General features: G+C 56.2%; 28 protein-coding genes. 4 read left to right on the forward strand and 24 right to left on the reverse strand.

From position 1 onward, the window contains the following. Window positions 1–87: 87 nt before the first annotated feature. Complete coding sequence (locus tag RGB73_RS22065; RefSeq protein ID WP_310764861.1) at window positions 88–1,356, forward strand: hypothetical protein; 1,269 nt, start codon at window positions 88–90, stop codon at window positions 1,354–1,356. A gap of 68 nt (window positions 1,357–1,424) precedes the next feature. Here RGB73_RS22065 and cysC read toward each other — a convergent pair whose 3' ends face one another. From cysC to RGB73_RS22135, 14 genes are all read right to left on the reverse strand, one after another. Then, on the reverse strand, window positions 1,425–2,030 hold the full coding sequence (gene cysC, locus RGB73_RS22070) for an adenylyl-sulfate kinase (protein ID WP_310764862.1): 606 nt from the start codon (window positions 2,028–2,030) through the stop codon (window positions 1,425–1,427). Window positions 2,031–2,048: 18 nt separating this feature from the next. Then, complete coding sequence (gene sat, locus RGB73_RS22075; protein WP_310764863.1) at window positions 2,049–3,191, reverse strand: sulfate adenylyltransferase; 1,143 nt, start codon at window positions 3,189–3,191, stop codon at window positions 2,049–2,051. 47 nt (window positions 3,192–3,238) lie between these two features. Beyond that, window positions 3,239–3,955, reverse strand: a complete 717-nt coding sequence (locus RGB73_RS22080; RefSeq protein WP_310764864.1) for a phosphoadenylyl-sulfate reductase — start codon at window positions 3,953–3,955, stop codon at window positions 3,239–3,241. Beyond that, window positions 3,952–5,037 carry a sulfate permease gene (locus RGB73_RS22085; RefSeq protein ID WP_310764865.1) on the reverse strand — a complete coding sequence of 362 codons (1,086 nt, stop codon included), beginning with the start codon at window positions 5,035–5,037 and terminating at the stop codon, window positions 3,952–3,954. The genes RGB73_RS22080 and RGB73_RS22085 overlap by 4 nt, the downstream gene beginning before the upstream one ends. A 35-nt stretch (window positions 5,038–5,072) precedes the next feature. Continuing rightward, window positions 5,073–6,569 carry a uroporphyrinogen-III C-methyltransferase gene (gene cobA, locus RGB73_RS22090; protein WP_310764866.1) on the reverse strand — a complete coding sequence of 499 codons (1,497 nt, stop codon included), beginning with the start codon at window positions 6,567–6,569 and terminating at the stop codon, window positions 5,073–5,075. 49 nt (window positions 6,570–6,618) lie between these two features. Continuing rightward, window positions 6,619–6,855 (reverse strand): DUF3906 family protein, encoded by a 237-nt coding sequence (locus RGB73_RS22095; protein ID WP_310764867.1) that lies wholly within the window; start codon window positions 6,853–6,855, stop codon window positions 6,619–6,621. A 40-nt stretch (window positions 6,856–6,895) separates the two neighbouring features. Continuing rightward, entirely contained in the window at window positions 6,896–8,512 is a 1,617-nt protein-coding gene (locus RGB73_RS22100; protein WP_310764868.1) for a nitrite/sulfite reductase, read from the reverse strand. Further along, window positions 8,478–9,290 (reverse strand): sirohydrochlorin chelatase, encoded by an 813-nt coding sequence (locus RGB73_RS22105; protein ID WP_310764869.1) that lies wholly within the window; start codon window positions 9,288–9,290, stop codon window positions 8,478–8,480. Before RGB73_RS22105 ends, RGB73_RS22100 begins: the two co-directional genes overlap by 35 nt. Before the next feature lie 128 nt (window positions 9,291–9,418). Further along, on the reverse strand, window positions 9,419–10,204 hold the full coding sequence (locus tag RGB73_RS22110) for an ion transporter (RefSeq protein WP_310764870.1): 786 nt from the start codon (window positions 10,202–10,204) through the stop codon (window positions 9,419–9,421). Between the two features lie 43 nt (window positions 10,205–10,247). Next, window positions 10,248–10,685 (reverse strand): DUF350 domain-containing protein, encoded by a 438-nt coding sequence (locus RGB73_RS22115; protein WP_310764871.1) that lies wholly within the window; start codon window positions 10,683–10,685, stop codon window positions 10,248–10,250. A 21-nt stretch (window positions 10,686–10,706) separates the two neighbouring features. Then, window positions 10,707–11,915, reverse strand: a complete 1,209-nt coding sequence (locus tag RGB73_RS22120; RefSeq protein ID WP_310764872.1) for a glutathionylspermidine synthase family protein — start codon at window positions 11,913–11,915, stop codon at window positions 10,707–10,709. Window positions 11,916–11,920: 5 nt separating this feature from the next. Continuing rightward, window positions 11,921–12,202: a hypothetical protein gene (locus RGB73_RS22125; protein ID WP_310764873.1), complete on the reverse strand. Its 282-nt coding sequence runs from the start codon at window positions 12,200–12,202 to the stop codon at window positions 11,921–11,923. Between the two features lie 11 nt (window positions 12,203–12,213). Next, a complete protein-coding gene (locus tag RGB73_RS22130) occupies window positions 12,214–12,663 on the reverse strand; it encodes a hypothetical protein (RefSeq protein ID WP_310774480.1) in 450 nt (149 codons plus the stop codon). A gap of 140 nt (window positions 12,664–12,803) precedes the next feature. Next, complete coding sequence (locus RGB73_RS22135) at window positions 12,804–13,580, reverse strand: inositol monophosphatase family protein (protein WP_310764874.1); 777 nt, start codon at window positions 13,578–13,580, stop codon at window positions 12,804–12,806. 115 nt (window positions 13,581–13,695) lie between these two features. On the opposite strand from RGB73_RS22135, the gene RGB73_RS22140 reads away from it, so the two are divergent. Next, complete coding sequence (locus RGB73_RS22140; protein ID WP_310764875.1) at window positions 13,696–14,073, forward strand: hypothetical protein; 378 nt, start codon at window positions 13,696–13,698, stop codon at window positions 14,071–14,073. 167 nt (window positions 14,074–14,240) lie between these two features. Here RGB73_RS22140 and RGB73_RS22145 read toward each other — a convergent pair whose 3' ends face one another. Beyond that, window positions 14,241–14,711 carry a PaaI family thioesterase gene (locus RGB73_RS22145; protein WP_310764876.1) on the reverse strand — a complete coding sequence of 157 codons (471 nt, stop codon included), beginning with the start codon at window positions 14,709–14,711 and terminating at the stop codon, window positions 14,241–14,243. A gap of 219 nt (window positions 14,712–14,930) precedes the next feature. Between RGB73_RS22145 and ilvD the strand changes: the two genes are divergently transcribed. After that, window positions 14,931–16,607 (forward strand): dihydroxy-acid dehydratase, encoded by a 1,677-nt coding sequence (ilvD, locus tag RGB73_RS22150; RefSeq protein ID WP_310764878.1) that lies wholly within the window; start codon window positions 14,931–14,933, stop codon window positions 16,605–16,607. 379 nt (window positions 16,608–16,986) lie between these two features. On the opposite strand, the gene RGB73_RS22155 is transcribed toward ilvD, so the two are convergent. The 9 genes from RGB73_RS22155 to RGB73_RS22195 all read right to left on the reverse strand — a co-directional run bounded on the left by RGB73_RS22155 (window position 16,987) and on the right by RGB73_RS22195 (window position 23,842). Continuing rightward, window positions 16,987–17,139, reverse strand: a complete 153-nt coding sequence (locus RGB73_RS22155; protein WP_310764879.1) for a hypothetical protein — start codon at window positions 17,137–17,139, stop codon at window positions 16,987–16,989. Then, entirely contained in the window at window positions 17,132–17,323 is a 192-nt protein-coding gene (locus tag RGB73_RS22160) for a hypothetical protein (protein ID WP_310764880.1), read from the reverse strand. Before RGB73_RS22160 ends, RGB73_RS22155 begins: the two co-directional genes overlap by 8 nt. 219 nt (window positions 17,324–17,542) lie before the next feature. Continuing rightward, window positions 17,543–18,451 carry a fumarylacetoacetate hydrolase family protein gene (locus tag RGB73_RS22165; protein ID WP_396136123.1) on the reverse strand — a complete coding sequence of 303 codons (909 nt, stop codon included), beginning with the start codon at window positions 18,449–18,451 and terminating at the stop codon, window positions 17,543–17,545. A 37-nt stretch (window positions 18,452–18,488) separates the two neighbouring features. After that, on the reverse strand, window positions 18,489–19,262 hold the full coding sequence (locus RGB73_RS22170) for a cyclase family protein (RefSeq protein ID WP_310764881.1): 774 nt from the start codon (window positions 19,260–19,262) through the stop codon (window positions 18,489–18,491). A gap of 134 nt (window positions 19,263–19,396) precedes the next feature. Further along, complete coding sequence (locus RGB73_RS22175; RefSeq protein WP_396136228.1) at window positions 19,397–20,530, reverse strand: MFS transporter; 1,134 nt, start codon at window positions 20,528–20,530, stop codon at window positions 19,397–19,399. Window positions 20,531–20,738: 208 nt separating this feature from the next. Then, entirely contained in the window at window positions 20,739–21,542 is an 804-nt protein-coding gene (locus RGB73_RS22180) for a TrmB family transcriptional regulator (protein ID WP_310764884.1), read from the reverse strand. A gap of 214 nt (window positions 21,543–21,756) precedes the next feature. After that, complete coding sequence (locus RGB73_RS22185) at window positions 21,757–22,311, reverse strand: peroxiredoxin family protein (protein ID WP_310764885.1); 555 nt, start codon at window positions 22,309–22,311, stop codon at window positions 21,757–21,759. A gap of 76 nt (window positions 22,312–22,387) precedes the next feature. Then, window positions 22,388–23,059, reverse strand: a complete 672-nt coding sequence (locus RGB73_RS22190; RefSeq protein WP_310764886.1) for a Crp/Fnr family transcriptional regulator — start codon at window positions 23,057–23,059, stop codon at window positions 22,388–22,390. Between the two features lie 282 nt (window positions 23,060–23,341). Continuing rightward, window positions 23,342–23,842 (reverse strand): C40 family peptidase, encoded by a 501-nt coding sequence (locus RGB73_RS22195; RefSeq protein ID WP_310764888.1) that lies wholly within the window; start codon window positions 23,840–23,842, stop codon window positions 23,342–23,344. Window positions 23,843–24,360: 518 nt separating this feature from the next. On the opposite strand from RGB73_RS22195, the gene trmB reads away from it, so the two are divergent. Then, window positions 24,361–25,020, forward strand: a complete 660-nt coding sequence (gene trmB / locus RGB73_RS22200) for a tRNA (guanosine(46)-N7)-methyltransferase TrmB (RefSeq protein WP_310764889.1) — start codon at window positions 24,361–24,363, stop codon at window positions 25,018–25,020. Window positions 25,021–25,059: the final 39 nt, after the last annotated feature.

Raw genomic sequence — 25,059 nt, forward strand, 5'->3', positions numbered from 1 at the left:
TTTTTTTCCGGTTTTGCGAAACCTTTTCCCAATTCAAACGTACTAAGAGGAGGGAATGAAAATAGATACATAGGGGAGGAACAGCACATGTGGAAAAAAGGTAGCGCCCTGCTCGTAGCCGGTATGCTGCTGCTGACCGGTTGCTCCGGCGAAGCGTCCCTGGTACGCGACTCGATCGTGGCGTCCTTGGATAAGCCGAATTACGATTTCGAAGGAACCTTGAAATTGACAGGCGACATCGATAAATTGCCGGAAGCATTCGGTGAGACGGCTGTGACGAAGGAAGATCAAGCTCTGCTTGCAGCACTCAAAGCAGGAGTCACTCTGAAAGGCTCCCAGCTGGATATGGATAATGCGAAAGTCCAGTTCGAAGTCAACGACGACAAACTGCTTCGCGACAACAAGCTGTGGGACGGAGACAAAAAAGCTTCCGTCGAGCTGATCGTGGCGGATGACAATTTCTACGCCAAAACGCCTTTGGACAGCAAATACTTGAAAATCAGCGCGGACACGACCGGTGCGCTGGGAATGTCCGACAGCAAGGCGGACCCTGCCAAGCTGAAAGAGTATCAGGATAAAATGAACGACCTCACCATCAATTTCGTCAAGAAGTATATCGCGAAATACGGCTACGCTCTCTCCAACGCGAAGAACCTGGGTGTAGAGACCGTCACGCTGCCTAACGGCGAAAAAGTGCAGGCGACTCACGTAAACATCAAGATCGACGCCAAGGAATTGGTGAAAATGTTCTTCTTCACGGCGAACGATGCAGTCGCTAGCAAAGACGTAAAAGACTTTGCCATCGACATGATGGTACTCGCAAACTCCCTGCAAGAAGAGCTGAACCCTGAGCTGGGCAAAACGACAGAAGCGGAAAAACGCGCACTGGCGGAACAAACCGTAGCAGAAGGTCTGAAGTCCGCAAAGCAATGGCTGGATGAGACCGGAAAAGTGTACACCCCAGAAAAAATCGTGGAAGAAATGAAAAAAGAAGGCTTCCAAGGGCTCGCCTGGAACCTCGACTTCTACATCGACAACGCCAAAATGCCTGTTCATCAGAAGAGCGCTCTGAACGTCACCATCCAACTGCCTGAGATGAAGCAGCCTCTGACTGTCGGTCTGGAAGCAGACCAATACGCGTACAACTTCGGAAAAGCGACGAAATTTGCTATTCCGGCGAAAGACGCGGCTCTTACGGCAGAACAGCTGTACGAGGACAAAAAGGCAATCGAGAGCTTCAGCAGCAAAGGCTTCCTGCGTCCATTCGCGGAAAGCCTGGTAGAACAGTACCAATGGCAAAAAGAATGGGAAGAAGAAATGGAAGCGGAAGCGACAGCTGAGCCTGTTGCCCCATAATCAGTTGCAAAACAAAAAGCACGGCGCCGTTTACACTTGGGCGCCGTGCTTATTTCGTATTCTCCCTGTTACACGATTCCTTTTTGCTGCAAATAGGCGAGGACGGCATGCACCGACTCTTCCACCGTCAGCTTCCCGGTGTCAATGACCAGCTCCGGAGCATCAGGTTCCTCGTACGGCGACGAAATGCCTGTGAAATGACTGATTTCCCCGGCCCTCGCCTTTTGGTACAGCCCTTTGACGTCCCGCCGCTCGCACTCTTCCAGCGAGCACTTCACATACACTTCCACGAATTCTCCGTCAGCGACCAGACTCCGCGCTAAAGCGCGATCCTCCTGGAAGGGCGAAATAAAGGCGGTCAGTGTAATGACGCCTGCGTCGACGAACAGCTTCGCCACTTCCCCGATGCGTCGAATGTTTTCCCTCCGGTCCTCTGCCCCGAAGCCCAAGCCCCGATTCAATCCGTGCCGTATGTTGTCGCCGTCCAGCACATAGCTGGACAGTCCGCGCTCGTGCAGCTCATACTCGACCGCATTGGCCAACGTCGACTTGCCCGCCCCGGACAGACCCGTAAACCAGATGACGCAGCTTTTGTGTCCGGCTCGGCGCTGCCTGTCTTCCTTGGTCACCGTAGTGGGATGCCACACGATGTTGGCTGTCGTTTCTCTTGTCATCCTTCGCTCCTCCTTTCGTCAGACGGAAAGCGCCTGCAAGCCTTCGATCAAGACCCGGGCCACTTCCGGACGGCTGAATTCTGCAGGAGGGGCTTCCCCTCTGGCCAGCATTTCCCTCACCTTTGTCCCAGACAGGGCGACGTGGTGCTCGGAGGTATGCGGGCACGTCTTGTTCGAAGCCATGTTTCCGCATGTCCGGCAGTAAAAGCTGTTTTCAAAGAAGAGCGGCGTAATGCCGAGCTCGGCGGACGTGAAATGGCGGAAAATGAGCTGGGCGTCATAGGTGCCGTAGTAATTGCCCACCCCGGCGTGATCACGCCCGACGATAAAGTGGGTGCAGCCGTAGTTTTTCCGCACCATAGCGTGGAAAATGGCTTCACGCGGCCCCGCATAGCGCATGGCAGCCGGAAACACGGCCAATTGCACGCGGTCTTTCGGGTAGTATTTGTCCAGCAGTACCTGATAGCTTTTCATCCGTACTTCTGCCGGAATATCGTCTGCCTTCGTTTCCCCGACGAGCGGGTTCAGAAACAGGCCGTCCACGATCTCCAGCGCGGACTTCTGAATGTATTCATGGGCGCGGTGAACAGGATTGCGGGTCTGGAAGCCGACGATGGTCCGCCAGCCTTTCGCGGCAAAGCCAGCCCTCGTTTCGACTGGATCCAGATAATGAGCGGCAAACACCCCTTTATCCGTCCGCCGGGTGAGTGTGATCGGGCCGCCGAGGTAAACAGCCGGACGATTCAGCAGCTTTTTCACTCCGGGGTGATTCACATCTTCGGTTCCGTAAACATGGCGCGCTTCCGCCTGCTTATCCGGCCGGTAGATGTCGGTGATCGTCATGAGTCCGTAAACCACACCCCCGTGCACAAGGCGAACCTGCTGCCCGGTCTGCAGACCTGCCGCTGTCTCCTCCGTCACAGGCAGCGTGATCGGTATGCTCCATACATGTCCGTCCGCCAGCCTCATCCGCTCGACGACAGACTCGTAGTCGCGTCGGTCCATGAATCCTTCGATCGGGCTGTATCCGCCGATGGCGATCAGCTCCAGATCGGACAGGGCAAACGCATCCAGCTCCACCCCTGCTGTCGCTTGCGACAGGTCTGCCTCCGGATCAAAGCGGCGGATCAAAATTCCCCCATGTGGTGTGCTTCCACTCATCTTTTCTCCACTCCTTCTCCTGTTCGTTGTACGTTGATTGCTCCCGTTTATTTCGCCAAATGGAGGCCGCACTCTGTTTTGCCTTGCCCTGCCCATCTGCCGGCTCGGGAATCTTCTCCGGGTGCGACGGCTCGGGTGCAGGGCGCACATCCGATGCTCGGGTAGTTCAGGTCGTGCAGAGGGTTGTACGGCAGTTCGAACATGCGTATGTACTGCCAGACCTCTTCCTCCTTCCAATGGATGAGCGGGCAAATCTTCAGCGATTGAAACTTGTCGTCGCGGTTGACGAATTGGACATGGGCGCGGGTCGGGGACTGCTCCCGGCGCAGCCCGGACATCCAGGCGACCGCCCCGCGCAGCTCTTCGTCCATCGGCTCTACCTTGCGAATCTGGCAGCACAGATCCGGCTGTCTGGTCCACAGCGCTTCTCCGTGGGCCTCAGCCTGCTGGTCAAGCGTCAGCTTTGGCTGCTTGACCTTGATGCGCAGATCGGGATAGCGCTCGCGGACTTTGTCGATCAGCTCGTATGTGTCCCGAAAGTGCAGCTGGGTGTCCAAAAAAAGGATCCGGGCGTCTTTCTTCACATCGCTGATCATGTCGATCAGCACCATCGCCTCAGCCCCAAAGCTGCACGAGTACAGCAAATCGTCCTGGAACGTCCGGTAGGCCCATTTGATTGCATCAAGCGTATCCCCCTTCCCCAGCTCCCGGTTGATCTCGGCCAGCTTCTCCTCTGTTGCCGTCGCATAACTTACGTGGCTCATATGCCCCCTCCTTGGTCGTTGATCGAACTATTCTCCCTGCGAATGAGCCGGATCAGCGCGACAAAGCCCCACGTCGCGATGAAAACACTGACCAGCGCTGTCAGCATATACAGATCGGCGCGCAGAAACACATGCACGAACGCAAACGAGACAACCAGCGACGATACGGGAGAGACGATCCAGACCATCAAGATCTGCTTGATGATCCCTTTCTGCCACAGCTTGAACCCGTTTTCCGCCGTTCCCACCCCGAGGATCGCACAGGTCGTCGCCTGGGTCAGCGGTACGGGAATGCCGAACAGCGATGCCACGATCACCAGCGTCCCCCCTGTCGCCGAGACCGCGCTGCCCTGGAGCAGAGACAGCGACGTGATTTTCTTACCGTTCGTCTCCAGTACTTTGCCGCCCAGCAAGACGCACCCGATGGCTACCGCCGCTCCTCCCAGCCAAATGCCGGACGAAGTGCTCATCAAGCCCGCGCCGACGAGAGGACCGACTGCATTGGCCACGTTGTTCATGCCGGCCGAGAACGCCTCGTACACACCGCAAGCGACGAGCAGCCAGCGCAGCCACCGCTCTGCCGACGTCCCCGGCTTTTGCAGGTGGGGATAGCGGCGATCGACACGCCGAATCAGCTTGCCGGCGAGATAGGCGGCGAAGAAGGCGACGACCGGCACCAGCACCCAGAACAGCACAATCAAAAGCAGATTGGAGAGGTACAGGGACTGATAGGCCAGCCCGACCCCAACGATTGATCCTACGGTCACTTCACTGGTCGAAAGGGGGACTCCCAGCAAATTGGCGCCAAACAGCGTGAATGTAGCGGCAGCCAGGACGATGACGACGGTCTCGACGATCATCAGATTCCCGGGAATGATGCCTCCGCTGATGGTTTTGACGACCTCCCCTCCCCCCAGGACCGCACCGAGGAGAGCCGCCGCGGCGACGAGCAGCATGGCGATGCGCTTGTTTCGTACGGCACCGCTGCCGTACGCTGCTCCCATAGATGCGGCTGTCCCGCTAGCTCCGATATTCATCGCAAAAAACAATGCAATGGCGATTGCGACATAACTCCATCCCACGGGATCGACCACCTCCCAACACGCCCGTCTGAAAATTACGAATAGAGGTGTGTCACTTTGCTTGCGGTCGCAAGCTGATCAAGCACTTCTTCCAATTGTCCGATTCCTGCCGGGCATGCGACGATCCCGCTTGCGCCCAGCTCTTTGGCAAACCGGACCGTTTCTTCCCCGACGCAAAGCAGTTTCCCGTCTTTCCAGCCTTTTTCTGCCAGCTCCGCCAAGACGGACAAGGCGTCCGGTTCGTCCGCAGCCAGCCAGTCAAAGCTGCGCTCTGTGAACCACCGGGAAGCAAGATGCTCGCGATCCCACCCTAGCTCTCCCGTCAGCCACAAGTGGTCCACAGCTTCTTCCCCGTTTCGTACCGTCGGGCTTTTGCCGCCACGGACGTGCAAGATCCGCTCGCCCTGGCCCTCCGGCAAGAGCTGTCGGATCGGAACGGAACGGCCGGGCTCTTCCAGCACGCGATGCGGATACAATCCCCTCTCCTCCAGCGCTCGGGCGGCTTGCAATCCGCGCGCGACCATTTTGCCCCTCAGCCGGCGAATGTCGAAGCGCCGGACCGACAGCTCCCGGAAAAAGGCTGTCACGTGCCGCTCGCTGTCGAACACGATCCACGGATAGTCTTCAACGGCCTCCGGAAAGCCGCTTCCGCTGTCCGTCTGCCATCGCGGCATTTCGGAGAGGGGAAGCGGCCACACCTCTGCGCCCAGCCGCTCGAGGGCCTGGGCCAGCGACTGCTCCCCGGTCCTCCGGGAAGCCACGGCGATCGTCTGACCAAACATCGGCTTGCTCTCGTGCCAATTCAAGGACTCCCGCAGGCGTACCACTTCCCCTACGACGATGATCGCCGGAGAGCGAAAGCCAGCCTGCGCCGCAGTCTGATCGATCGTTAGCAGCCGGCCCTCCACTGTCTGCTGTTCGCCAAGCGTCCCCCAGCGCACGAGGGCGACGGGCGTATCCGGGTGCTTGCCGTGCGCCAGCAGGCTGTCCTTGATCCGGGGCAAATTTTTGACCCCCATGTAAATCACCAGCGTCTCCATCCGGGCCAGTGCCGCCCAGTCCAGCTCTTTGCCGGCATTTTTTTCGCAAAAGTGGCCGGTGACGAACGCGACAGACGAGTTGTATTCGCGGTGAGTAAGCGGAATGCCCGCATACAGCGGAGCCGCCATGCCGGACGTGATCCCCGGCACGATTTCGAACGGAATGCCGTGGGCCAGGCATTCCTGCGCCTCCTCGCCCACGCGTCCGAACATGCTGGGGTCGCCTCCTTTGAGCCGGACGACGATCTGGCCCCTTTGCGCTTCGCGGACGAGCAGCCGGTTGATTTCATCCTGGGGTAGCGTATGCCGATCCGCTTCCTTGCCGCAGTACACCAGACGTGCTTCCTGTTTGACATGGGCCAGCAGAAGCGGATTAGCCAGACGGTCATAGACTACGACATCCGCGTGCTGAAGGGCCTCCATTCCTTTGATCGTCAGTAATTTGGGGTCGCCCGGTCCCGCCCCGACAAACAAGACGCTGCCTGTCTTCATCGTCATCGCTCCCTCGCTGCCTGTTCTTTCGTATCATGTGTGTTTCTTGTCAGAAATGGGATGTCTCAATGACGTAACCCACACCCTGCCGACCGATCGGCTTCTTTTCCACCAGACTGAGCTCTTTTATGTGAGGCGGCGCCACCGTGTGCCGCAAGATATTGTTTTCCGCCGCGCTGAAAGCTCTCTCATCCGAATTCGCGAGGACGACTACCGTCAGCAGGCGCCCTTCCTCCAGCACAGCCTCCAGTTTGTACAGATACGTTTCCGTTTGCTCTTCCGACATGCTGCTCCCTCTTTTCTGTCCGCTGCTGCGTCGGCCCTGCTCAGGCGGTCTGCAGGATCGAATCGACTTGTTCCTGGATCCGCTCCAGTCCGACGCGCTCCACATAGCGCCAGTACGGCTCTCCCTCCAGGCGATCCGCCTTGTAGAGCGTGATCAGCTGCGCCAGGAAAGGCCCGAGCTTGTCGACGGTGATGCGTGCGTTCAGTTTGCGGTTGAACTGCGGCTCCTCAAGTGTCCCCCCTACGTGAATGTCAAACGCCTCGACCATTCCAGAAGGCGTCTTGACAAGCGCGCCCTGGAGTCCGATGTCCCCGATTTGCCGCTGGCCGCACGAGTTCGGGCAGCCGATCATGTGAATGCGCAGCGGCGTGTCGAGCTCGACCGTTTCATCCAGATAGAGCGCGAGCGCACGCATCCTCTCCTTCGTCTCGACAATCGCCAGGTTGCAGTATTCCGTCCCTGTGCAGGAAACCGCGTAGCCGACAAACGTATTCGGCTGCAGCTTGAAACGATTGACGATCAACGGCTCTGCCTGGAAAGCGGCGATTTTGTCTTTCGGGATATTGCGGATCAGCACGTTTTGCGTATTGCAGGTCCCGATCGTCCCGTCCCCGTACTCATCGGCCAGCCGCGCCAATTCGACCAGCTCGCTGGCGTCCATCCGGCCGACAGGGACAGATAAGCCCGCATAGTACAGCCCTTTTTGCTTCTGCTCGTGTATGCCGTAAAAGTACCCGCCGTTCCAGCCCTGCAGCAGGTCTTCTCCCTGCGGCTCGAGCTCGCCCACGAGTTTGACCAGCTCCTCCTTGAATTTTTCCGCGCCCCAGTCGGCGACGAGAAATTTCAGGCGGGCATGCGTGCGCTTTTGTCGGTAGCCGTAGTCGCGGAACAGCGTGGTGACCCCTTCCGCCACTTTGACGACCTCTTCCGGGCGGCAAAAGACATCCAGCTTTTTGGCCAAATACGGCTTGGCCGACAACCCGCCGCCTACCCATACGTGGAACCCGATGACTTCTTCGCCAGCGATCGTCTTCTTGGCCGGAGTGAAAGCCAGGTCGTTGATCTGCGCATGGGCGGCGTTGTGGATATTGGCGGAAATGGACATTTTGTATTTGCGCGGGAGGTTGGAAAACTCCCGGTTCAGGAGGAAAAATTTCTCCAGCTCCGCGACGAGCGGGCGTGTGTCCAGCACTTCATGCGGATCGATGCCTGCCAGCGGATTGCCCATGATCGTCCGCGGACAGTCCCCGCATGCTTCAAACGAAGAGAGGCCGACAGCGGCGAGGCGGTCGAAGATGTCCGCGAGCGATTCGACCGTCAGCCAGTGAAACTGCACGGCTTGCCGCGTCGTGACATCCACCAGGTCACGGCCGTAGTCTTCCGCGATCTTTGCCAGGACCCGCGCCTGCTCGCTGTTCAAAAGGCCTCCCGGGATGCGCACGCGCATCATGAAGTGGCCGTCTTTGGGGCGCTGCTGGTAGACGCCTGCCCATTTGAAGCGGTCCATATCAGAAGATTCGATCGATTGAAAACCTTCTTTGGAATACGTATTTACGATCGTCTCGATGACGTCCAACCCGTCTTTCTCCAGCTTGGTCAGTTCCATCTTGTTGAGTGACGGATCATCCGCCCATTTCCACTGCTTTCTTTCTGCCATTCTCATACACGCTCCTTTGTGTGAGGATGTCCGATGCCAGGGCCGTGCGAACGGATTGCCGGATCCATTCCGCGATCGCGGGATGCGGGAGGTACGCGCTGCCGTCGTAGCGATAAGGCAAGCCTTCCAGCCTCTGCGGGATCCCTTTTCGGGTATAGTACCCCTGGCTGACGAAGAGCGGGACAACGACGAGCTCCCCTTTTGCGGAGAGCGAGCCTGCCGCGATTCGCAGCGTGTCCGGCCGCAATGTACCGTATCCGGCAGCGGCAAAGAAAAACTTGTTTTGCAGGCGAAGCGTCAGGCGGTGCATTAGCTTCTCCCATTTCGCCTGACCCATCGGGGAGTCGCTGCCGTGTCCGACGAGCAGGAGAGATTCTCCCTGGGGATTGGCAGCCAGCGTCCGTACCCGCTCTTCCACGATCTGCTCGACCAGCGGATGGTCTTCCAGCGGCGGGCACCAAAGGATCCTTGCCTTTACCGGGATCTGCCATCGCTCTTTATCCTCCTGCCGCCACGGCTCCAGCCCCAGCATGGAGCGAATCTCGCCGACGTGCCCGCTCCCCGCCGTCACAAAAAGCGGAAGCACAATGATTCGCTTCGCCCCGGCTTCTTCCAGCCGTCTCCACTCCTCTGCGATGCTGCGGCCTTCCACTCCACCGAGAAAGGCGACCCGCACGGGCAAATCAGCAACGCTGCCCGGTACCGACGATTCGACCAAAGCCAACCAATCGGGATCGGGTGAACCGTGTGCGATTAACAAAACAGCGGTGTCCCCCATCGGATGTCCCCCTTATTCACCCTGAATAAATAAATCATATGCGTTTACTCGGAATTATAATTGCCTGATCCTGTTGCGTCAATCAAAAAATGACAGTTTGCAACAAAGAAGACCGCCAAGCCAATTGCTCAGCGGTCTTCTTTCTCCCCACTCTCCTGCGTCTCTTTCCTCGTACGCCGATACAGAAGATCGAGGCTCTCCTTCAATGTCTCGTACTCGCGGTCCGTCAACTGCTCGATGTCCTGGACATGCCGGATCGCCTGCTTCTTCATCTCGTCCGTCAGGCGGTCGGAATCGCTCCGGGGCTTGTCGTGAACATCCGTCCAGTGTGCTGCAAAATTGGCGGTCAAAGCCCCCAGCATCCCGATCCCCGTCAGCATCAGGATCGTGGCCATGATCCGGCCCCCCGGAGTCACCGGTGAAATGTCTCCATAGCCGACGGTCGTGGTCGTGACGATTGACCACCACAGGGCGTCGCCGAAGCTGTTGATATTGCTGTTGACGCCGTACTCGAGCAGGTAAATCGCCAAAGAGCTCCACAGCATGATCATCGACACGACTCCGAAGACACGCCGGATCGATCCCGACTGCACAATGCTCCATAAAAAAGGAGAGGCCCGCAAGATGCGGACGAGCCTGAGGACCCGCATGAAGCGGGCCAGATAAAAGTAATGGTCCAAAGGAATCATGGCGACGAGATCAAACCAGTTTCGGATGACGAACTTGCGTTTATCCTTCGCCCGCCAAATGCGAATGGCGTACTCGATTACCAGAAACAGGATCAATCCCGTATCCACCTTGTTCATCACTTCATCCGTCAGCAGCGGATGGATGGAGAAGTCTGCGGACAGCAAAATCGCATAGGTAATCACGAGCATGATGACAAAGATTTCGTACAACACACGCCAAAACAAGAAAATTCCTCCCCGGGCTGCGCATAGCTGCGAAAACAGGCCCTTAGTAACTGATGAGCGCCGCCATCAAGAGACCTGCCGCGATGCTCAAGCGGGAAGCGAAAATGCCGACCGATACGTTTCCATTGGGAATTTCGGACACGACTTTAAAAGGGGTGATCCACTCAAACAAATAAAAAACGAGCACCTGGAAAACGATTCCCACGAATCCCCAGACGACGAGATCCCATAAGTTCACGGCATGATACACGGCGGATGCGAGCACGATCGCAAGGCCGATCACCTTTCCTCCCAAATCGTGCGACGCCGCTTTGGCCGCCGCCATTTTTTTCGGATCGTCGGTTTGCGAACCGTTTTTGATCAACTCAAACTCCTTATAGGGAGTCGTCATCACAAAAATGTAAATGCCAACAGCCAAAATCGGAATGGTCACGACCAAATACTGCAAAAAGTTTAACAAGTAACCCCATTGCGAATCCACGCCATTTTCCTCTCCTTCCAATTATTCTGCAAGGCCTACCGGCAAAAAGTAGGACATGTTGTTGGTGATGGGACCCCCGACACGGGCCACGATCGCCGAAGCCTGTGCTCCGATCCAGAACGAGCCCCACAGCAGCCGTCCGTCGTAAGGCCCGTTCTCCGTCTTCACCCGGATGTGCGGCAGCTCCACGCGCTTTTGATAGATCATCGGCTGCTCCCAGTAGCTGTCCTCCTGGTCTTTGTCCACGACGGCGCCCTGTGCGTCAAACAGCACGACTCCCCCTCCTTCTCTCCCAAAAACCGGCTTGGTGACGTAGTCCGCCATTCCCAGAAACCGATTCTCGAAATAGGTCGGCAGCATGTATGTCTCGATGATGTCGTGCTCCTCGCTCCCAAAAAACCGGCCCTCCTCATGCAGGCTCCAGATCAAGGCCTGAAGGGCTTTCGTCTGGATGAGAAACGCCGAGGGAGGGTTGATGACGGCGAGCTTGCGATCCGCGATGAGCGAAAGCACGTGGGCACCCGTCGGATAGCCGTCCTCGTCGCATTCCTCCGCCAGCTTTTCCAGCGCGTGCAAGCGGTAGAGCACATCCACAGGAAGAAGCTCCACTCCATCCTGGACGTACAGCCGGTCGTTCCATACGCGCAAATTCTCCAGCGCAGCGAAGCGGGCGGCAAGACCTGACTGCCGCAGCAAATAGCGGGTTGTCCCTTTGTGCTCCGTCGGATAATTCAGCCGCCGGTATGCATCCAGCAGTTCGGCAAAGGCGGACGCGATGTGCCGCTCCATCCCCTCATTCGGGTCTGCATATCCGTAAAACCGGCAGGCGCGCCCGTTTGCGTAGAACGCCTCCACAATGCCGGTCGGCGTGTCGCTGTTGCATTCCAGCATCTTCAGTCCATCTGCGGTCTGGGCAAAATCAAATCGCGCCACAGCCGTCGGCATCGACCGGGAGACAACTGTTCGCACGGTTCGCAACGCCTGCTGCGGCACACCCAGCTCGCGAAGGAGCGGTTCATCAGCTCGCTCCAGCACCGGTACGACTTTCCCATAAATGCGGCCCAATCTTTCCGTCGCAGCCGCCAGCTCCTCCCGCAACGAGCGAGAAATGAGGTGGATGTCAGCCAACGCATACTCTTCCTCGTACATGCGATCCCACGTAAACACTCCTTCCTCGCGCATAGGACCGTACAACCGCTCTCGAATGGCAGCCTGTGTATGTTCTCCCATCCCTTTCACCCCGAACTCGATCCAGAGCTTCCGATGCCGCCCTTGGAACCGCCGGAATAAAAGCCGGAGCTCCCGCTGCTCACCCCTGTGGAGCTGCCCTTCTTGCTCCCGCTCGAGTGGATGTACGTGGATGAGCTTCCGTGCGATCCGCTGCTTCCGCCGTCATCGCAGTAGCCATCGTTGTCACCATCGTAGCAATCGTCGTCATAGTCTGACGAACAACCGCTGACTGTCAATGCGGCAGCCACGAACAGCCCGACCATCATGGCCGTCTTGGTTTGCGCCATGTTTCTTCCCCCTACCCTGCAGGCTTCGCGTAATATACATACACGCGCCTGTCTTCATCTACTTCCGCCGATGTCTTCTCCCATTCGCGCCCGTCGTGCATCAGGTAATCGCTTTGCAGGTACAATAAGGCATCGTCGTCATCTTTCAAAGAAAACGTATGGACGAGCGGGTAGACCATTGTGCCTTCCCTGTATTCCCGAAGTTCGATCTGAATGCTCCCCCAGCGTGCAGTGGCTCCGTGGGTGTAGTCCACTGCCTGCTCCTCATGGGAGCGCTTGACGTATACGACAAAGCAGCCGGGCTCGACTGCGCACGACGTCTTCTCATAGACGACGTGGCCTTTGACGAGATAGTCGCAGGCAAATCGCAGGGAAACCTCGTCCTTGTCGATACGATCGTAGTAAAACAGAACCGGATAGCCGTTCGCTTCGTCCAGCAGCCGGTATTCCAGTCGTGGCATTTTCATCCCTCAGCTTTCTATCATATCGAATGAAATGATATACGGATCAGGAAACAATTGGTTTCCCGGCTGACGACAAAAACCGGCAGCCATCGGAAGTCCTCGCTGCCGGCGAAAGATCGTAGCCGTCTGTCGTACCGTTACTCCCTGATCAGACCGCGAATGGTCTCGTGCAGGCGCCCGTTGCTTACCAAAAGGGAGCGATTCTTGTCCTGCTCAAACGGCTCGTGGCGATACGGTGTGCCTTCCCAGTCCGTCACCGCAGCCCCAGCTTCCTGCGCGATCACGATCCCTGCCGCGACGTCCATAATCCCCGAGCGCTGCATGACGATGTAGTCCAGCCAGCCATTGGCGAGCAGGCACCAGTCCAAAGCAGGGGCCACATTTCTCAAGAGTCGCTTGGTCCTAAGAACGAACGGGCGCGTAAAATCAAGCTCCTGCTCCTTCGTGACGGAGTTTCGGCCGCGTATGTAGGTGCCCACCGCCCTCGTCTCGTCGGTGCGATCGTTGACCGACAGACGCTTGCCGTTCAAATAAGCCCCTTTTCCTTTTTCCGCCCAGAACATCTGGCCCGCTACCGGGTTGTAAACCACGCCCAGCACCAGATCTCCTTTATGCTGCAGGGCAATAGAAACGGAGAAGTACGGATACCCGATAAAGTAGTTGTTGGTCCCGTCGAGCGGATCCACAATCCATAAATACTCTTCGTCGCGGGATACCATGCCCACCTCTTCGGAAAAGATGGTATGAGTCGGAAAGTGGCGGTGAAGCACCTCGATGATCCGCCGTTCGCTCTCCTTGTCTTCCGGCAGCTTCACGTCATTGTGCAGTTCTTCGTCGGGCACGAGCTGCTCCAGGAAGCGCTCCTTCAAATAAGCTCCCGCGATGTGCGCCGCCTCTTTGGCAACCTCCAGCATTGATTCCATCTCCTTCTTTTCACTTCAGTACCATTGTTTTCACTTGCGCGATTGTCCGCATCATCACTATGATAGAGAGACACCCGATCCGGCTTGAAGATAGGAGGGGATACCCATGAACAGCGATTTTATCCGCCTGAAAAACATGGAAGGCGAATTGAAATTTTCCCAGATGAACCATAGCCTCGGCTGCTCGGTTACGAGCAAAGAGCTCGTTTTTTTCAAACCGCATATGACGTACCATCTGTTTCTGCACGACATTGTCAGCATGGTTCCGATCAAACTGGACACAGCCCCGGTATCGTTTCGCTACAAGAGTGAGACGATACATTCCACCTTTGGTTCCGATTACTACAAACTGGTCGTCAAATGGGCCCGAGTTGTTTCCCGTTCCGGGATCGTTGAAAAAGAAAACATGGAGTTCATCGTTCCGCTCTCCCCGAAAGTCCTGTCCTACATCTCCCAGTACAGCGGGCTCGTCTCCATCAAGTGACCGCGTTTCGATTTTCAATAGAGGGCTGCGGTACTTTCCAGACGCTCCATTTTCCATGCAAAAGCCTCTTGCACACCGCTAGTCGTGCGAGAGGTTTTTCGCTTTTGACGAGTCTCTTACGTCCGTTTGTTCCAGCAGTCTTCCTGCGGTGTGATGGCAATTCCTTCTTACCGTTTGAGCACGATGAACGTCCCGGTTCCATGGGCCACCCGCTTGCCCCTGTCGTCGTACACCGTGCTTTCCATGACGACCAGCGTCTGACCGCGGTGGAGGTACGTAGCTTCCGCAACCAGCCTCTCCCCCTTGCCCGGCCGGAGGTAATTGATTTTCAGCTCCGTCGTGACGGCGTACTCTTCCGGCGGCAACGATCGGTTGATCAGCGAGCCCATCGCCGAGTCGATAATCGTCGCCAGTATTCCTCCGTGTACCGCACCTCCCGAATTGTGCATGAACACCGTGAGCGGGATATCGAAGCGATACGTCCTCTCGTCGACAAACTCTCCGTTCAGTCCGAGGAAGCCCGACAAAAAGGCTTTGCCCCGCTCTCGTCTGTGCCGAATGGCGGAAAGGGCGAGGGCCAATATTTGCTGTTCCTCTTCGCTGCCTTCCTCGACTATATTTTTTAATTCCTCTATCATTTCGTTCACTCCAGCGTAAAATATACTCAATTCCCTTATTGTAGCCCAAATGCCGCGCGATTGCTATTCTTCCCCGGCTTATCACCGTCGTAAGTGACTCCATGAAAGGGCTTCCCTGAACAAATGTTCAGACTTTTACGGTTGTTTCTATTTATAAAAATTGATAAGATAGTGCAAAACAAAAGACAGGCACCATCTATAGGAAGGGAGATTTTTCAATTGGCTAGACAACGCAGCGATATGATCAAAAAAGGCTTTGACCGCGCTCCGCACCGCAGCTTGCTGCGCGCAGCGGGCGTGAAGGACGAGGATTTCGACAAACCGTTCATCGCGATCTGTAACTCTTACATCGACATCATTCCTGGCCACGTGCATTTGCAGGAATTCGGAAAAATCGTAAAAGAAGCCGTACGGGCGGCAGGCATGGTGCCGTTCGAATTCAATACCATCGGCGTAGACGACGGGATCGCCATGGGCCACATCGGGATGCGCTACTCGCTCCCTAGCCGCGAGCTCATCGCAGACAGCCTGGAGACCGTAGTCGCCGCTCACTGGTTCGACGGTATGATTTGCATCCCGAACTGTGACAAAATCACTCCCGGTATGATCATGGGAGCGCTCCGCGTGAACATTCCGACCGTTTTCGTCACCGGCGGTCCGATGAAAGCCGGGAAAACCAGCGATGGCCGCTCCATTTCGCTCTCTTCCGTCTTTGAAGGCGTAGGCGCTCACCAGGCAGGCCTGATCGACGACAAGCAGCTGGCCGAGCTGGAGCAATTCGGCTGTCCTTCCTGCGGGTCCTGTTCCGGCATGTTCACCGCCAACTCGATGAACTGCCTCCTGGAAGCGATCGGCCTCGCTCTCCCGGGGAACGGTACCGTTCTCGCTGTCGCTCCGGAGCGCAAGGAGCTGGTCAAGTCTTCCGCCGAGAAGCTGAAATATTTGATCGAGCAAGACATCAAGCCTCGCGACATCGTCACCCTGGAAGCGATCGACGACGCATTCGCACTGGACATGGCAATGGGCGGCTCCACGAACACCGTCCTGCACACGCTGGCGATCGCTCAGGAAGCGGGCATCGATTACCCAATCGAACGCATCAACGAAGTGGCGAAGCGCGTTCCTCATATTTGCAAGCTGGCTCCGTCTTCCGATTACCATATCGAGGACTGCCATGAAGCCGGCGGTGTCTCCGCCGTATTGAAGGAAATCTCCAGAAAGCCCGGCGCGATCCATCCAGACCGCATCACGGTCACCGGCAAGACGCTGGCGGAAAACATCGCGGGCGCCGAGATCAAAAACGATCGGGTCATCCGCCGTCTGGAAGATCCATACAGCCAGTCCGGCGGCTTGTCAGTCCTCTTTGGAAACCTGGCCGAGCAAGGCTCGATCATCAAAACGGGCGGGGTCGATCCGTCGATCACTCGCCACGAAGGTCCTGCGATCTGCTTCGACTCCCAGGATGAAGCTCTGGCTGGCATCGCTTCCGGCAAAATCAAGCCGGGCCACGTCGTCGTCATCCGTTACGAAGGGCCAAAAGGCGGTCCGGGCATGCCGGAAATGCTCGCCCCGACTTCGCAAATCGTCGGGATGGGACTCGGCAAAGAAGTCGCTCTCGTCACGGATGGACGCTTCTCCGGTGCTTCCCGCGGCATCAGCATCGGCCACGTATCTCCGGAAGCAGCCGAGGGCGGACCGATCGCCTTTATCCAGGACGGCGACATCATCTCCATCGACCTGGAAGAGCGCTCGATCCAGCTGCTTGTGGATGAAGCCGAGCTGGCTCGCCGCGCAGAGAACTGGAAGGGCTTCGAGCCGAAAGTGAAATCCGGCTACCTGGCCCGCTACTCCAAGCTGGTGACCAACGCCAGCACGGGTGCCATGTTGAAAATTTAAGAAACAGCAAATCCCTTTCGTGAAGATATCACTCGGATCGACCTTTACTTGCTGAAAGCAAAAATGGATAGAGCGCTTCAGAGACATTCTCGGGCGCCCTATCCATTTTTTGCTGTTTCATTCCCATCCGCTCCAAACCGATCGAGATCTGGGCAGAGGAAGCCCACCTCTTGGAGCCGGAGCTGAGGATGGCGGCGAAACGACATCCATGTCCTGTACATTTACGAGATGATGCAAGCCCATCGTGACACATTGGAACAGACATGCGGACCCGCTCTGGGTGCTGCAAGCTCGACAGGCCGTTACCAATCTGATCGGATGGCTGCCTGCTGTTCCTGAAGGGACCTTCAGTCGCTATTGAGTTATGGTACGAAACGAACTATTCTTCTTCCCTGTCTTCATTGTTTTCCGTATCCGTAGATGCCTGGGCAGTTTGCTCCAATGCCTCCCCCTTTTCCGAGAGGGAGTAGCCGTGCATGTTGCTTCCGTGGTACCCCATATCGGGTTTTTCATTTGTTGGGCGATCAGTCATTTGCTTCACCCCCATCTTGTCTCGCAGGCCGGGAATCTTGCTGCACATAGGGGTTGTCGACTGCGTTCGGATCTTTGTCCAGATTGGTTCGTATCCCGATGATCGGGCCGGTTGGGGGCTGAGCAATCAATCTGTCATCCAGCTGTTTGAAATCAGGCAGGTCGTTTTCCTGACGGTCATCCATGCGCCTCTCCTCCTTTTCGGGTTAGTATGTCCACAACCTTCCCGGGAATTTCCTCTACATGGAAAGAGAAAAGCTTCATGAACCGTGTTGGGCAACAGACCCGTAGTCTGGTTAAAAAAGAAGCCGTTCTCCTATGAGGAGACGGCTGAAAAGCTGCACCGCCAATTTCCAGGGACTGAAAGGGATGAACCAGACGGTAACCCTGCGTTTTTCTGCGCTTTATTCGACCGTGTTTTCCAGCACTCCCAGCCCCGTGATCTCCAATTGGACGATGTCCCCCGGCTCCAGCCAGCGGTGCACCTCCGGCCCCAGCTCGAGCAGACAGCCGGTTCCGACCGTCCCGGAGCCGATCACATCGCCGGGATAAAGTGTGACACCGTCAGACGCGCGTTCGATCATCTGTCCGAAGGTGTAGTAGATGTCTTGGAAATTGCCCCTGGACAGCTCGATGCCGTTTACACGCGCGACCATCTCCAGATCGTAGCGGTTCCCCCTTCGATGCGCCTCCAATTCGTCCTTGGACACCAGGTATGGACCGAGCGAAGTCGCGAAGTCCTTTCCTTTGGCCGGACCCAGGCCGATTTTCGATTCCTTCATTTGCAAGTCCCGCGCCGACCAGTCGTTCAGGATCGTGTAGCCGAATATGTATTCGTCGGCTTCCTCTGCCCGGATGTTTTTGCCTTCCTTGCCGATCACGCAGGCGATCTCCAGCTCGTAGTCCAGCCACTGGCAACGGGCAGGCCTGGCTACCTTGGCGTACGGTCCCGTGATCACTTGATGATTGGTGAAATAAAAGGCCGGAATTTCATACCAGGCTTGTGCCAGCGGAATCCCCAGCCGCTTGGAGGCATTCAGGATGTGCAGCTCGAACGCCATGAAGTCCCGTACACTGCGCGGATTGGGGATGGGTGCCAGCAGCTGTACCTCTTCCGGCTTGCAGGTCGGCTCCACCTGGCTCTGTTCCAGCTTTTGCACGAGCGGCATATACGCCTCCTGCCGACTCAAAAAATCGAGCATGTTGTCCGGCAGCTCGCCTCCACTGGCCTGTTTCATGTCAACGATCCCCCGCGGCGTCACCCAGCCCGCTCGCACTTCACCGTCTGTTCGTTTAAAGGTCGCAAATTTCATCTCGTCTCCCCCTTTTGCATGCTGCCAGCAGCTTCATTTATTCTTCGAAGATAGCGACTGGGCGAGCCCAGCCCGCGCTGGCGCCTTTCACCTTGACCGGAAAGACGGCGACAGTAAAACCGTACGGCCGCGGCAGCTGATCCAAATTCGCCAGCTTTTCGATCTGGCAGTACTCTTTTTCCCTTCCGACGAAATGGGCTGCCCACAGCACACCATCGCGGGGATTTTGCTTGTAGTCCGCAGCCTGGACCCCGAACGGGATATCCCAGCCCCATCCGTCTGTCCCCATCACCTTGATGCCTTGATCGATCAGCCAGCGAGTCCCCTCCGCTGACATACCTGCGTGGGACTGGAAGTAGTTGTCCTCGTACAGCCGTTTGTCTGCATCCGAGCGAATCAGCACGATATCATACGGCTTCAGCGTGTACTGAATTTCCTCCAGCTTCGCCTTCAAATCCGCCACGGTAATTTCATAGCCAGACGGCTTGTCGCTGAAATCGAGCAGCACACCGTCCCCGTAAAACCACTCCAGCGGCAGCTGATCAATCGTCCGGGCCGGTTCTCCTTGGGATGTGGGCCAGTAGTGCCAAGGGGCGTCTACATGGGTGCCAGTATGTGTCGTCAAAGTCACCGTCTCATTGGCCCACGCCTTGCTCTCGGGGAAGTCGGACGGAGCGAGTCCAAACAACTTTGCCGCTTGCACGGCTCCGCTCTCGTGACGATCGTAGCGGATGTCGGGCGGAGACGGCTCTTTTGCCGCAGGATCCAGCATCACGCTCAGATCAATGATGCGTCTTGTTTTTCGGGTCATGGTCATTCTCCTCTCGCTTTTCTCGGGAATCCCTTCATTCAGTTGGGGCCTATACAAAATGTAAAAGAAGATTTGGCCGAATATTCTTTCAACAATACTGCTTTCCCTGCCTTCAGGTCACACCCCAACCGCTCTCATACGACAGCTTCCCGATCAGCGGCAGCAGGTTCTTGGGCAGGTCTGGACGTTTCCGGCAAAAACAGCATGATGACCGCACCGATGAGAAGCGTAATGGCGCAGAGGGCGAAGCCTGTGCCCAAACTGTAACGCGTCGCGATCTGCCCCAGAAAATACGGGGCAAAAGCGGACAGGCCGCGCCCGACATTGAAGCAAAAGCCGGCTCCCATGCTGCGCAGATGCGTCGGATACAGCTCGGAAAAATAGGCGCCGAACACACCGGCTTGCGAGAAAAACAGAAACAGCAGCGGGCCCATCCAGAACAATACGGTGACGTTTTCTGTCCACACGTAAAGCGGAATCATCATAGCTGCGCCGAAGAACGACAAGAGACTGATCTTTTTTCGGCCGATCTTGTCTGCGACATAGCCGAAGATCTGGTAGCCGATAAACATCCCGATGTTGATTACGATCAGAAAGATCCCCATTTTGTCTACGGACAGGCCGCGCTCCTTGGTTAAATAAGTAGGCAGCCAGGTATTGATCCCCCAGTATGCGGTGAGCGTGCAAAAAGACACGAGTGTCGCAAGCACGGTGCGCCGGGCCAATCCGCCGGCAAACAGCTCCTTGACCGAGACCTTGGCGGGACGGCTCGTTTCCTGTTCCCGCTTGCGTTTGTTTTCCTGCCACGCCTTTGATTCAGGGACGAACACATGCAAATAAATCATGACCACGATGCTGGAAAGCCCGCAGACAAAGAGCGCGCGCCAGCCGTAATAAGGCAAAATGAGTGCGGAGAGCAGCGCCGCCAGTCCGTATCCGACCGGCCAGGCGCTGAGCACGAATGACGTCGCCCTTGCCCGGTGCTTGGCTTGCCAGGTTTCGCTGACATACGCCGAGGCAATGCCCCACACGCCGCCTAGTCCCAGCCCCGCCAGGAAACGGAGCACCATGAATTGCTCCCACGTCTGCGAAACGGCGATCGCTACGGTAAAGAGTCCGAACACCCCGAGGCTCACTTGCAGGGCCTTTTTTCTTCCGTAGTTGTCGGAGTACCACCCGAGCACCACACTGCTGAGTCCCACTCCGATCAGCGTCGCCGTCCCCAGGAGGCCGGCTTCCCCGAGAGGCATGTTCCATTCCTTGATAATGACGGGCAATGCCAATGCCAAAAACATGAAGTCCATCGCATCCAGCGTGTAGCTGAAAAAAGAACCGAATAACGTATGCCATTTGACAGCTTGCTTGTCTGACCCGGTGTCATCTGCAGAAACGTGTTGGGACATGCCCTTCCCCTCCCTGTAATCGCTTTCCATTCCTGCCTCGAACATGCCGGGCGGATGAGCGAGCCCGATGCTGTCAGAAGTCGTTGATGAGCCCATCCAGCCCAGGTCCGTACCGCTGAATCATCACCTCCCCGAAGTCGGCCACTATCCGATTGACGTAGATGTCATGGCGAATGTAGTTCAGCGTCGTCTTGATCGTGACCGGATGTCTGGATACCACCGCATGCGGGCGCTCGTGAGATGATTGGAAGACGATTGCTTTTTCCTTGTCCAGCACCAGGTTGAGCTCTCCCTCATGGCGCAGCCGGATCAGCTTTGCGTCGTGATGGCGGAAATTCCGCCAGGGAACGGCTGGGGGCTCATCGAATGTCAGTGTGACGATCGAGACACCCCGCTCGTGCGCATCGCCGAGGACGTCGGAAAGCGCGGAGAGCTCCCGGCTCCAGAGGCTCATGATGATGTCCGTTTTGGACTCGGCCACTGCCGAGCGAACCGCCTCCATGGCCGCCGAGTAGCCGTGGATGACAAACAACTCGGTCCAGTTCGTATCGCTCATGGATGCGTATTCGGTGAGAGCATCCTGCAAATAGCTCACGTTCCCCAAAAACGCTCGCTTCGTCCGCGTGAGCAGCTCGTCATAAGGCAAGGGGCTGTAGCGCACCTGATTCCCTTTGTCACCGCCCGCCACCGCGAAGACCACCTCCCGCTCCTGCATTTTTCGCAGCGTTTCGTAAACCTTTGGCGTGGGCACCCCGGACAGGGTGGCGATCGTATTGCCGTTGGAAGGATGGGCCCGCAGGAGGGCGAGGTAAATCCTGGCTTCGTATTCGGTAAAGCCAAGCTCCTTTAGGGTATCAATCGTTTGTTGAATATTCAAAACATTCACCTCAAAACAAATATACTACCTTTGTAGTATAAATGTCAATCACGAACGGAATGCCGTCTGTGATTCAGTTGGACAAGCCAATGGAAACAACGTCAGCCAAAGACCTGGATCTTACAAGTCTTTGACTGACGCTGTTCTTCGTACGCCATTGAATCCCGTTCGTTTCGATAGATCCATGGAATTTTATCCTTTTTGCCGTATGCCGTTATCCGCCCGCAGCGAAGTTGTCGATCACCTCAAGCGGGAGATGATCGGTAACGATGCGACCGTAATGCGCCAGCCGTACAATGCCACGCTCGTCAATCAAAAATTCGGCAGGGATCCGGTTGAAGTTCGAACCTTCCTCCGGAGTAAGAGGGAAGCCGGCAGCCTCCGCCTCAGCGGCGAACGATTTTGTGTTCGCATCAGCCAATGTCAGCTTTACTTTCTCTTCGGACGTCTCGACACCGTACAAATCGTACAAGTGCGCCTTCGGATCGGCGACGAGCGGGAACAGAGCTTGTTGAGCACCAACGTATGTGTGCATACTCTCCTCAGGCGATTCGAAAATGGCGATTACGCGCATGCCTTTTTGCTGCCATTCCGGATGTCTGCCGATAAAATGATGCACCCGCAAATTGCATAGAGCGCAGGCGGAGTTGCGAAAAAAGGCGAGAAGCACTTTGTTTCCGCGATAACTTTCCAAAGATACCGGATTGCCCTGGAAGTCGACGGTACGAAATGTCGGGGCAACCATGCCCTGCTGAAGCTGGTGAGCCATCGGTGAATCCCTCCTAAGCTAGAGAAAATTGTATCCTTTTTCACTTTACTAGATTGAGGGACTCCCCTTCTGTGACCTAGTCACCAAATAGCTCCTCCAGTTCTTTGCGGCGGGTGATCCGTACCCACCCGCGTCCCGTCTCCACCCACCCCTGACGCTGAAAGCGTTGCAGCGCACGGCTCACGACTTCACGGGCGGTACCGATCTCTGCAGCGAGCGCACCATGCGTCATTCGCAGCAGTGGCTGCTGCTCCGACGTGAAACCGAGCAGGGCTTCTGCCAGCCGTATGTTCAGCGGTTTGCTCTGCCTCGCTTGCATCTGTTCACCCATCCGCATCATCCCCTCAAGGAGGCTGCCGAATACAGCGCTACGGATTGGCTCGTATTCCTGCACCCAGCGCAGGAAGCTGCGTTTGGACACAAACAGCGCTACTACTTCCGTCTCGGCCTCAATCATGGCGGGGTAGTCACGTCCGCTCAGTCCGCTTAACACAAGGAGAGCGCATATTTCACCAGGAAGGAGTTTATTGACGACCCTCTCGCTCCCGTCCTCCCCGATTTGGCTGATGCGGGCTCTGCCGCTCAGCAAAAACATGCCGTAGGATCTGGCTTCCTCCCTCTGGAAAAGACGCGATTTGGCGGAAAATGTCCGCACTTCCTGCTGAGCTTCCGCCCATTCCCTGGGGGAAACCGCCCGCAAACACGGGAAAACCTCCAGCAGCCTCTTGTCTGAGACATTAGCATTCATGCTTCTTTCCCCTCCTTACCATTCGTATTCTTCGTAGCTCCCCTTTCTCCTTAGGACGATAACATCATTCCCACACGAATCTGTCAATGAGTGGAATAGCTGAAATCGATCCGGTCTGCCACCATCCTGCACGGCAACGGTCCAGCACGGAAAAAGGAGCCCCCGTCCGGTAAAGACCTTCGGGAGCTCCTCGTCATGTCGACTGACAGCAATTGCCTTATTTTCTTTCGCAACTATCAACCTCGTGGGACGTATTACTAAGTAGAAAACGAAACGAGGTTGTTACAGCATACGGCGTGCAGTGACAAACCGTTTTTCCCAGGACGTCCCTTTGAATGTCGAGAAGGTCACCCCAGGCGCCCCGTACGTATGCAGAATTTTGTTGTTGCCCGCATAGATGGCGACGTGCGTAATGCGCTTGCTCTTCGTGGTCTTGTTCGCCTTGAAGAAGATCAAGTCACCCTTTTTCAAGTTGTTCTTGGATACAGCGATCCCTTTTTTCGCTTGCTCGCGGGATGTGCGCGGCAACGATTTGCCGACCGCCACTTTGAATACCCGTTGGGTGAAGGAAGAGCAGTCGAATACTCTGGTCGTGCCGCTGCTTGCTCCGAATTTATATGGAGTGCCTAAGTACTTTTTCCCGGTGCTGATGACTTTGTCCGCTTTCGACTGCGTCCAGGCTGCGTGAGCCACATTTTGATCTCCTGGAAGCGGCGCCACGATGGTGGTGAATCCCAGTGTCAATCCCATCAAGACCCCGATTAATCCCTTATGTACTTTCATGTTGTTCATCCTCCCTTTTGATCGTTTCGGAATGGTTGCGAATATTTCCGCACATTCCTGTACGCATAAAGCTCCTCTCAAAACCAGTGCCATTGCCGTGTCCATGACTTCTACAGGATGCTTTTTATGCAAAGTTTGGGTGACCTCTCACTTGTCCTCTACTTTACCATTGCAAAAGGGACTATTTGATTGGAAAATTATTACCACACGCCTTAGCCACTTCTGGATAAATCTGCTGGTTGACGCAATTTCCCCCGATTTTACAGGCATTCCTCAAATTTTCAGTTAATTTTCTTGCCAAGATGTTCCACGAAAATCCACCAATTTTATCCTGCATTTTTGAACGTATATCCGCGCTACATGCGACTTATGGCCTATTTTTTCATACAGAAAAAACCATTCGCCTCCGCTGCCTCCCCCCTCGCAGAGGAAATCTCGCCACTCTCGCTTTCTATCTGCTTGCAACAGAGTGAGAGTCATCGTAAAGTAGATAGGAGTTCGTTCTAAAGGAGGCACATATGCGACTGCGCAACATACCAGGTGCCGAATCGGCCCTGCGCGAATACCCGACATTCGTAGACAATCCCGCATCCTTCAAGGGGCGGTGGAAAGAGCGCTTCGGCAACGATCACCCGATCCACGTGGAGATTGGCTGCGGAAAAGGGCGCTTCATTAATACACTGGCAGAGCGTCACCCTGACGTGAACTTCATCGCGGTGGAGCTAAAGGCGGAGGTCGTCCTCAGAGCCGTTCAGCGCACCGAATACCGCGAGATTCCCAATCTGGCTTTCGTCCAGTTCAACGCTGCCGAATTGACGGAACTGTTCGGCGACCACGAAATCAGCCGGCTGTACCTCAACTTCAGCGACCCGTGGCCAAAGACGCGCCATGCCAAGCGCCGTCTGACCTACGCCAGCTTTTTGCGCACGTATCGCCAGGTGCTTGCTCTGGATGGGGAGATTCATATGAAGACAGACAACGAAAAGCTGTTCGAGTTCTCCCTGAACCAGTTTGCCGGCGAGCGATTCCAGCTGCGCAACATCACGTTCGACCTGCATCAGTCCAAGCTGGCGGCAGACAACGTGATGACGGAATACGAGGAGCGCTTTTCTTCCCGCGGCCAGCGCATTTATCGGGTAGAGGCCCATTGCCGTTTTTCGAGTACAGACGAGAGCTGATTCTTGTCCAGTAAAAGGGCACCCAAGGCTCCGCCAAAA

Source organism: Brevibacillus brevis (assembly GCF_031583145.1).
Classification (GTDB): Bacteria; Bacillota; Bacilli; order Brevibacillales; family Brevibacillaceae; genus Brevibacillus; species Brevibacillus brevis_E.

What these genes read in the sequence shown, in the direction of transcription:
- RGB73_RS22065 (WP_310764861.1), top strand. Translation starts at nt 88, where the DNA reads ATGTGGAAAAAAGGTAGCGCCCTGCTCGTAGCCGGTATGCTGCTGCTG.
- cysC (WP_310764862.1), bottom strand. Translation starts at nt 2,030, where the DNA reads ATGACAAGAGAAACGACAGCCAACATCGTGTGGCATCCCACTACGGTG.
- sat (WP_310764863.1), bottom strand. Translation starts at nt 3,191, where the DNA reads ATGAGTGGAAGCACACCACATGGGGGAATTTTGATCCGCCGCTTTGAT.
- RGB73_RS22080 (WP_310764864.1), bottom strand. Translation starts at nt 3,955, where the DNA reads ATGAGCCACGTAAGTTATGCGACGGCAACAGAGGAGAAGCTGGCCGAG.
- cobA (WP_310764866.1), bottom strand. Translation starts at nt 6,569, where the DNA reads ATGAAGACAGGCAGCGTCTTGTTTGTCGGGGCGGGACCGGGCGACCCC.
- RGB73_RS22095 (WP_310764867.1), bottom strand. Translation starts at nt 6,855, where the DNA reads ATGTCGGAAGAGCAAACGGAAACGTATCTGTACAAACTGGAGGCTGTG.
- RGB73_RS22100 (WP_310764868.1), bottom strand. Translation starts at nt 8,512, where the DNA reads ATGGCAGAAAGAAAGCAGTGGAAATGGGCGGATGATCCGTCACTCAAC.
- RGB73_RS22105 (WP_310764869.1), bottom strand. Translation starts at nt 9,290, where the DNA reads ATGGGGGACACCGCTGTTTTGTTAATCGCACACGGTTCACCCGATCCC.
- RGB73_RS22120 (WP_310764872.1), bottom strand. Translation starts at nt 11,915, where the DNA reads ATGGGAGAACATACACAGGCTGCCATTCGAGAGCGGTTGTACGGTCCT.
- RGB73_RS22125 (WP_310764873.1), bottom strand. Translation starts at nt 12,202, where the DNA reads ATGGCGCAAACCAAGACGGCCATGATGGTCGGGCTGTTCGTGGCTGCC.
- RGB73_RS22130 (WP_310774480.1), bottom strand. Translation starts at nt 12,663, where the DNA reads ATGCCACGACTGGAATACCGGCTGCTGGACGAAGCGAACGGCTATCCG.
- RGB73_RS22135 (WP_310764874.1), bottom strand. Translation starts at nt 13,580, where the DNA reads ATGCTGGAGGTTGCCAAAGAGGCGGCGCACATCGCGGGAGCTTATTTG.
- RGB73_RS22140 (WP_310764875.1), top strand. Translation starts at nt 13,696, where the DNA reads ATGAACAGCGATTTTATCCGCCTGAAAAACATGGAAGGCGAATTGAAA.
- RGB73_RS22145 (WP_310764876.1), bottom strand. Translation starts at nt 14,711, where the DNA reads ATGATAGAGGAATTAAAAAATATAGTCGAGGAAGGCAGCGAAGAGGAA.
- RGB73_RS22155 (WP_310764879.1), bottom strand. Translation starts at nt 17,139, where the DNA reads ATGACTGATCGCCCAACAAATGAAAAACCCGATATGGGGTACCACGGA.
- RGB73_RS22160 (WP_310764880.1), bottom strand. Translation starts at nt 17,323, where the DNA reads ATGGATGACCGTCAGGAAAACGACCTGCCTGATTTCAAACAGCTGGAT.
- RGB73_RS22165 (WP_396136123.1), bottom strand. Translation starts at nt 18,451, where the DNA reads ATGAAATTTGCGACCTTTAAACGAACAGACGGTGAAGTGCGAGCGGGC.
- RGB73_RS22170 (WP_310764881.1), bottom strand. Translation starts at nt 19,262, where the DNA reads ATGACCCGAAAAACAAGACGCATCATTGATCTGAGCGTGATGCTGGAT.
- RGB73_RS22185 (WP_310764885.1), bottom strand. Translation starts at nt 22,311, where the DNA reads ATGGCTCACCAGCTTCAGCAGGGCATGGTTGCCCCGACATTTCGTACC.
- RGB73_RS22190 (WP_310764886.1), bottom strand. Translation starts at nt 23,059, where the DNA reads ATGAATGCTAATGTCTCAGACAAGAGGCTGCTGGAGGTTTTCCCGTGT.
- RGB73_RS22195 (WP_310764888.1), bottom strand. Translation starts at nt 23,842, where the DNA reads ATGAAAGTACATAAGGGATTAATCGGGGTCTTGATGGGATTGACACTG.
- trmB (WP_310764889.1), top strand. Translation starts at nt 24,361, where the DNA reads ATGCGACTGCGCAACATACCAGGTGCCGAATCGGCCCTGCGCGAATAC.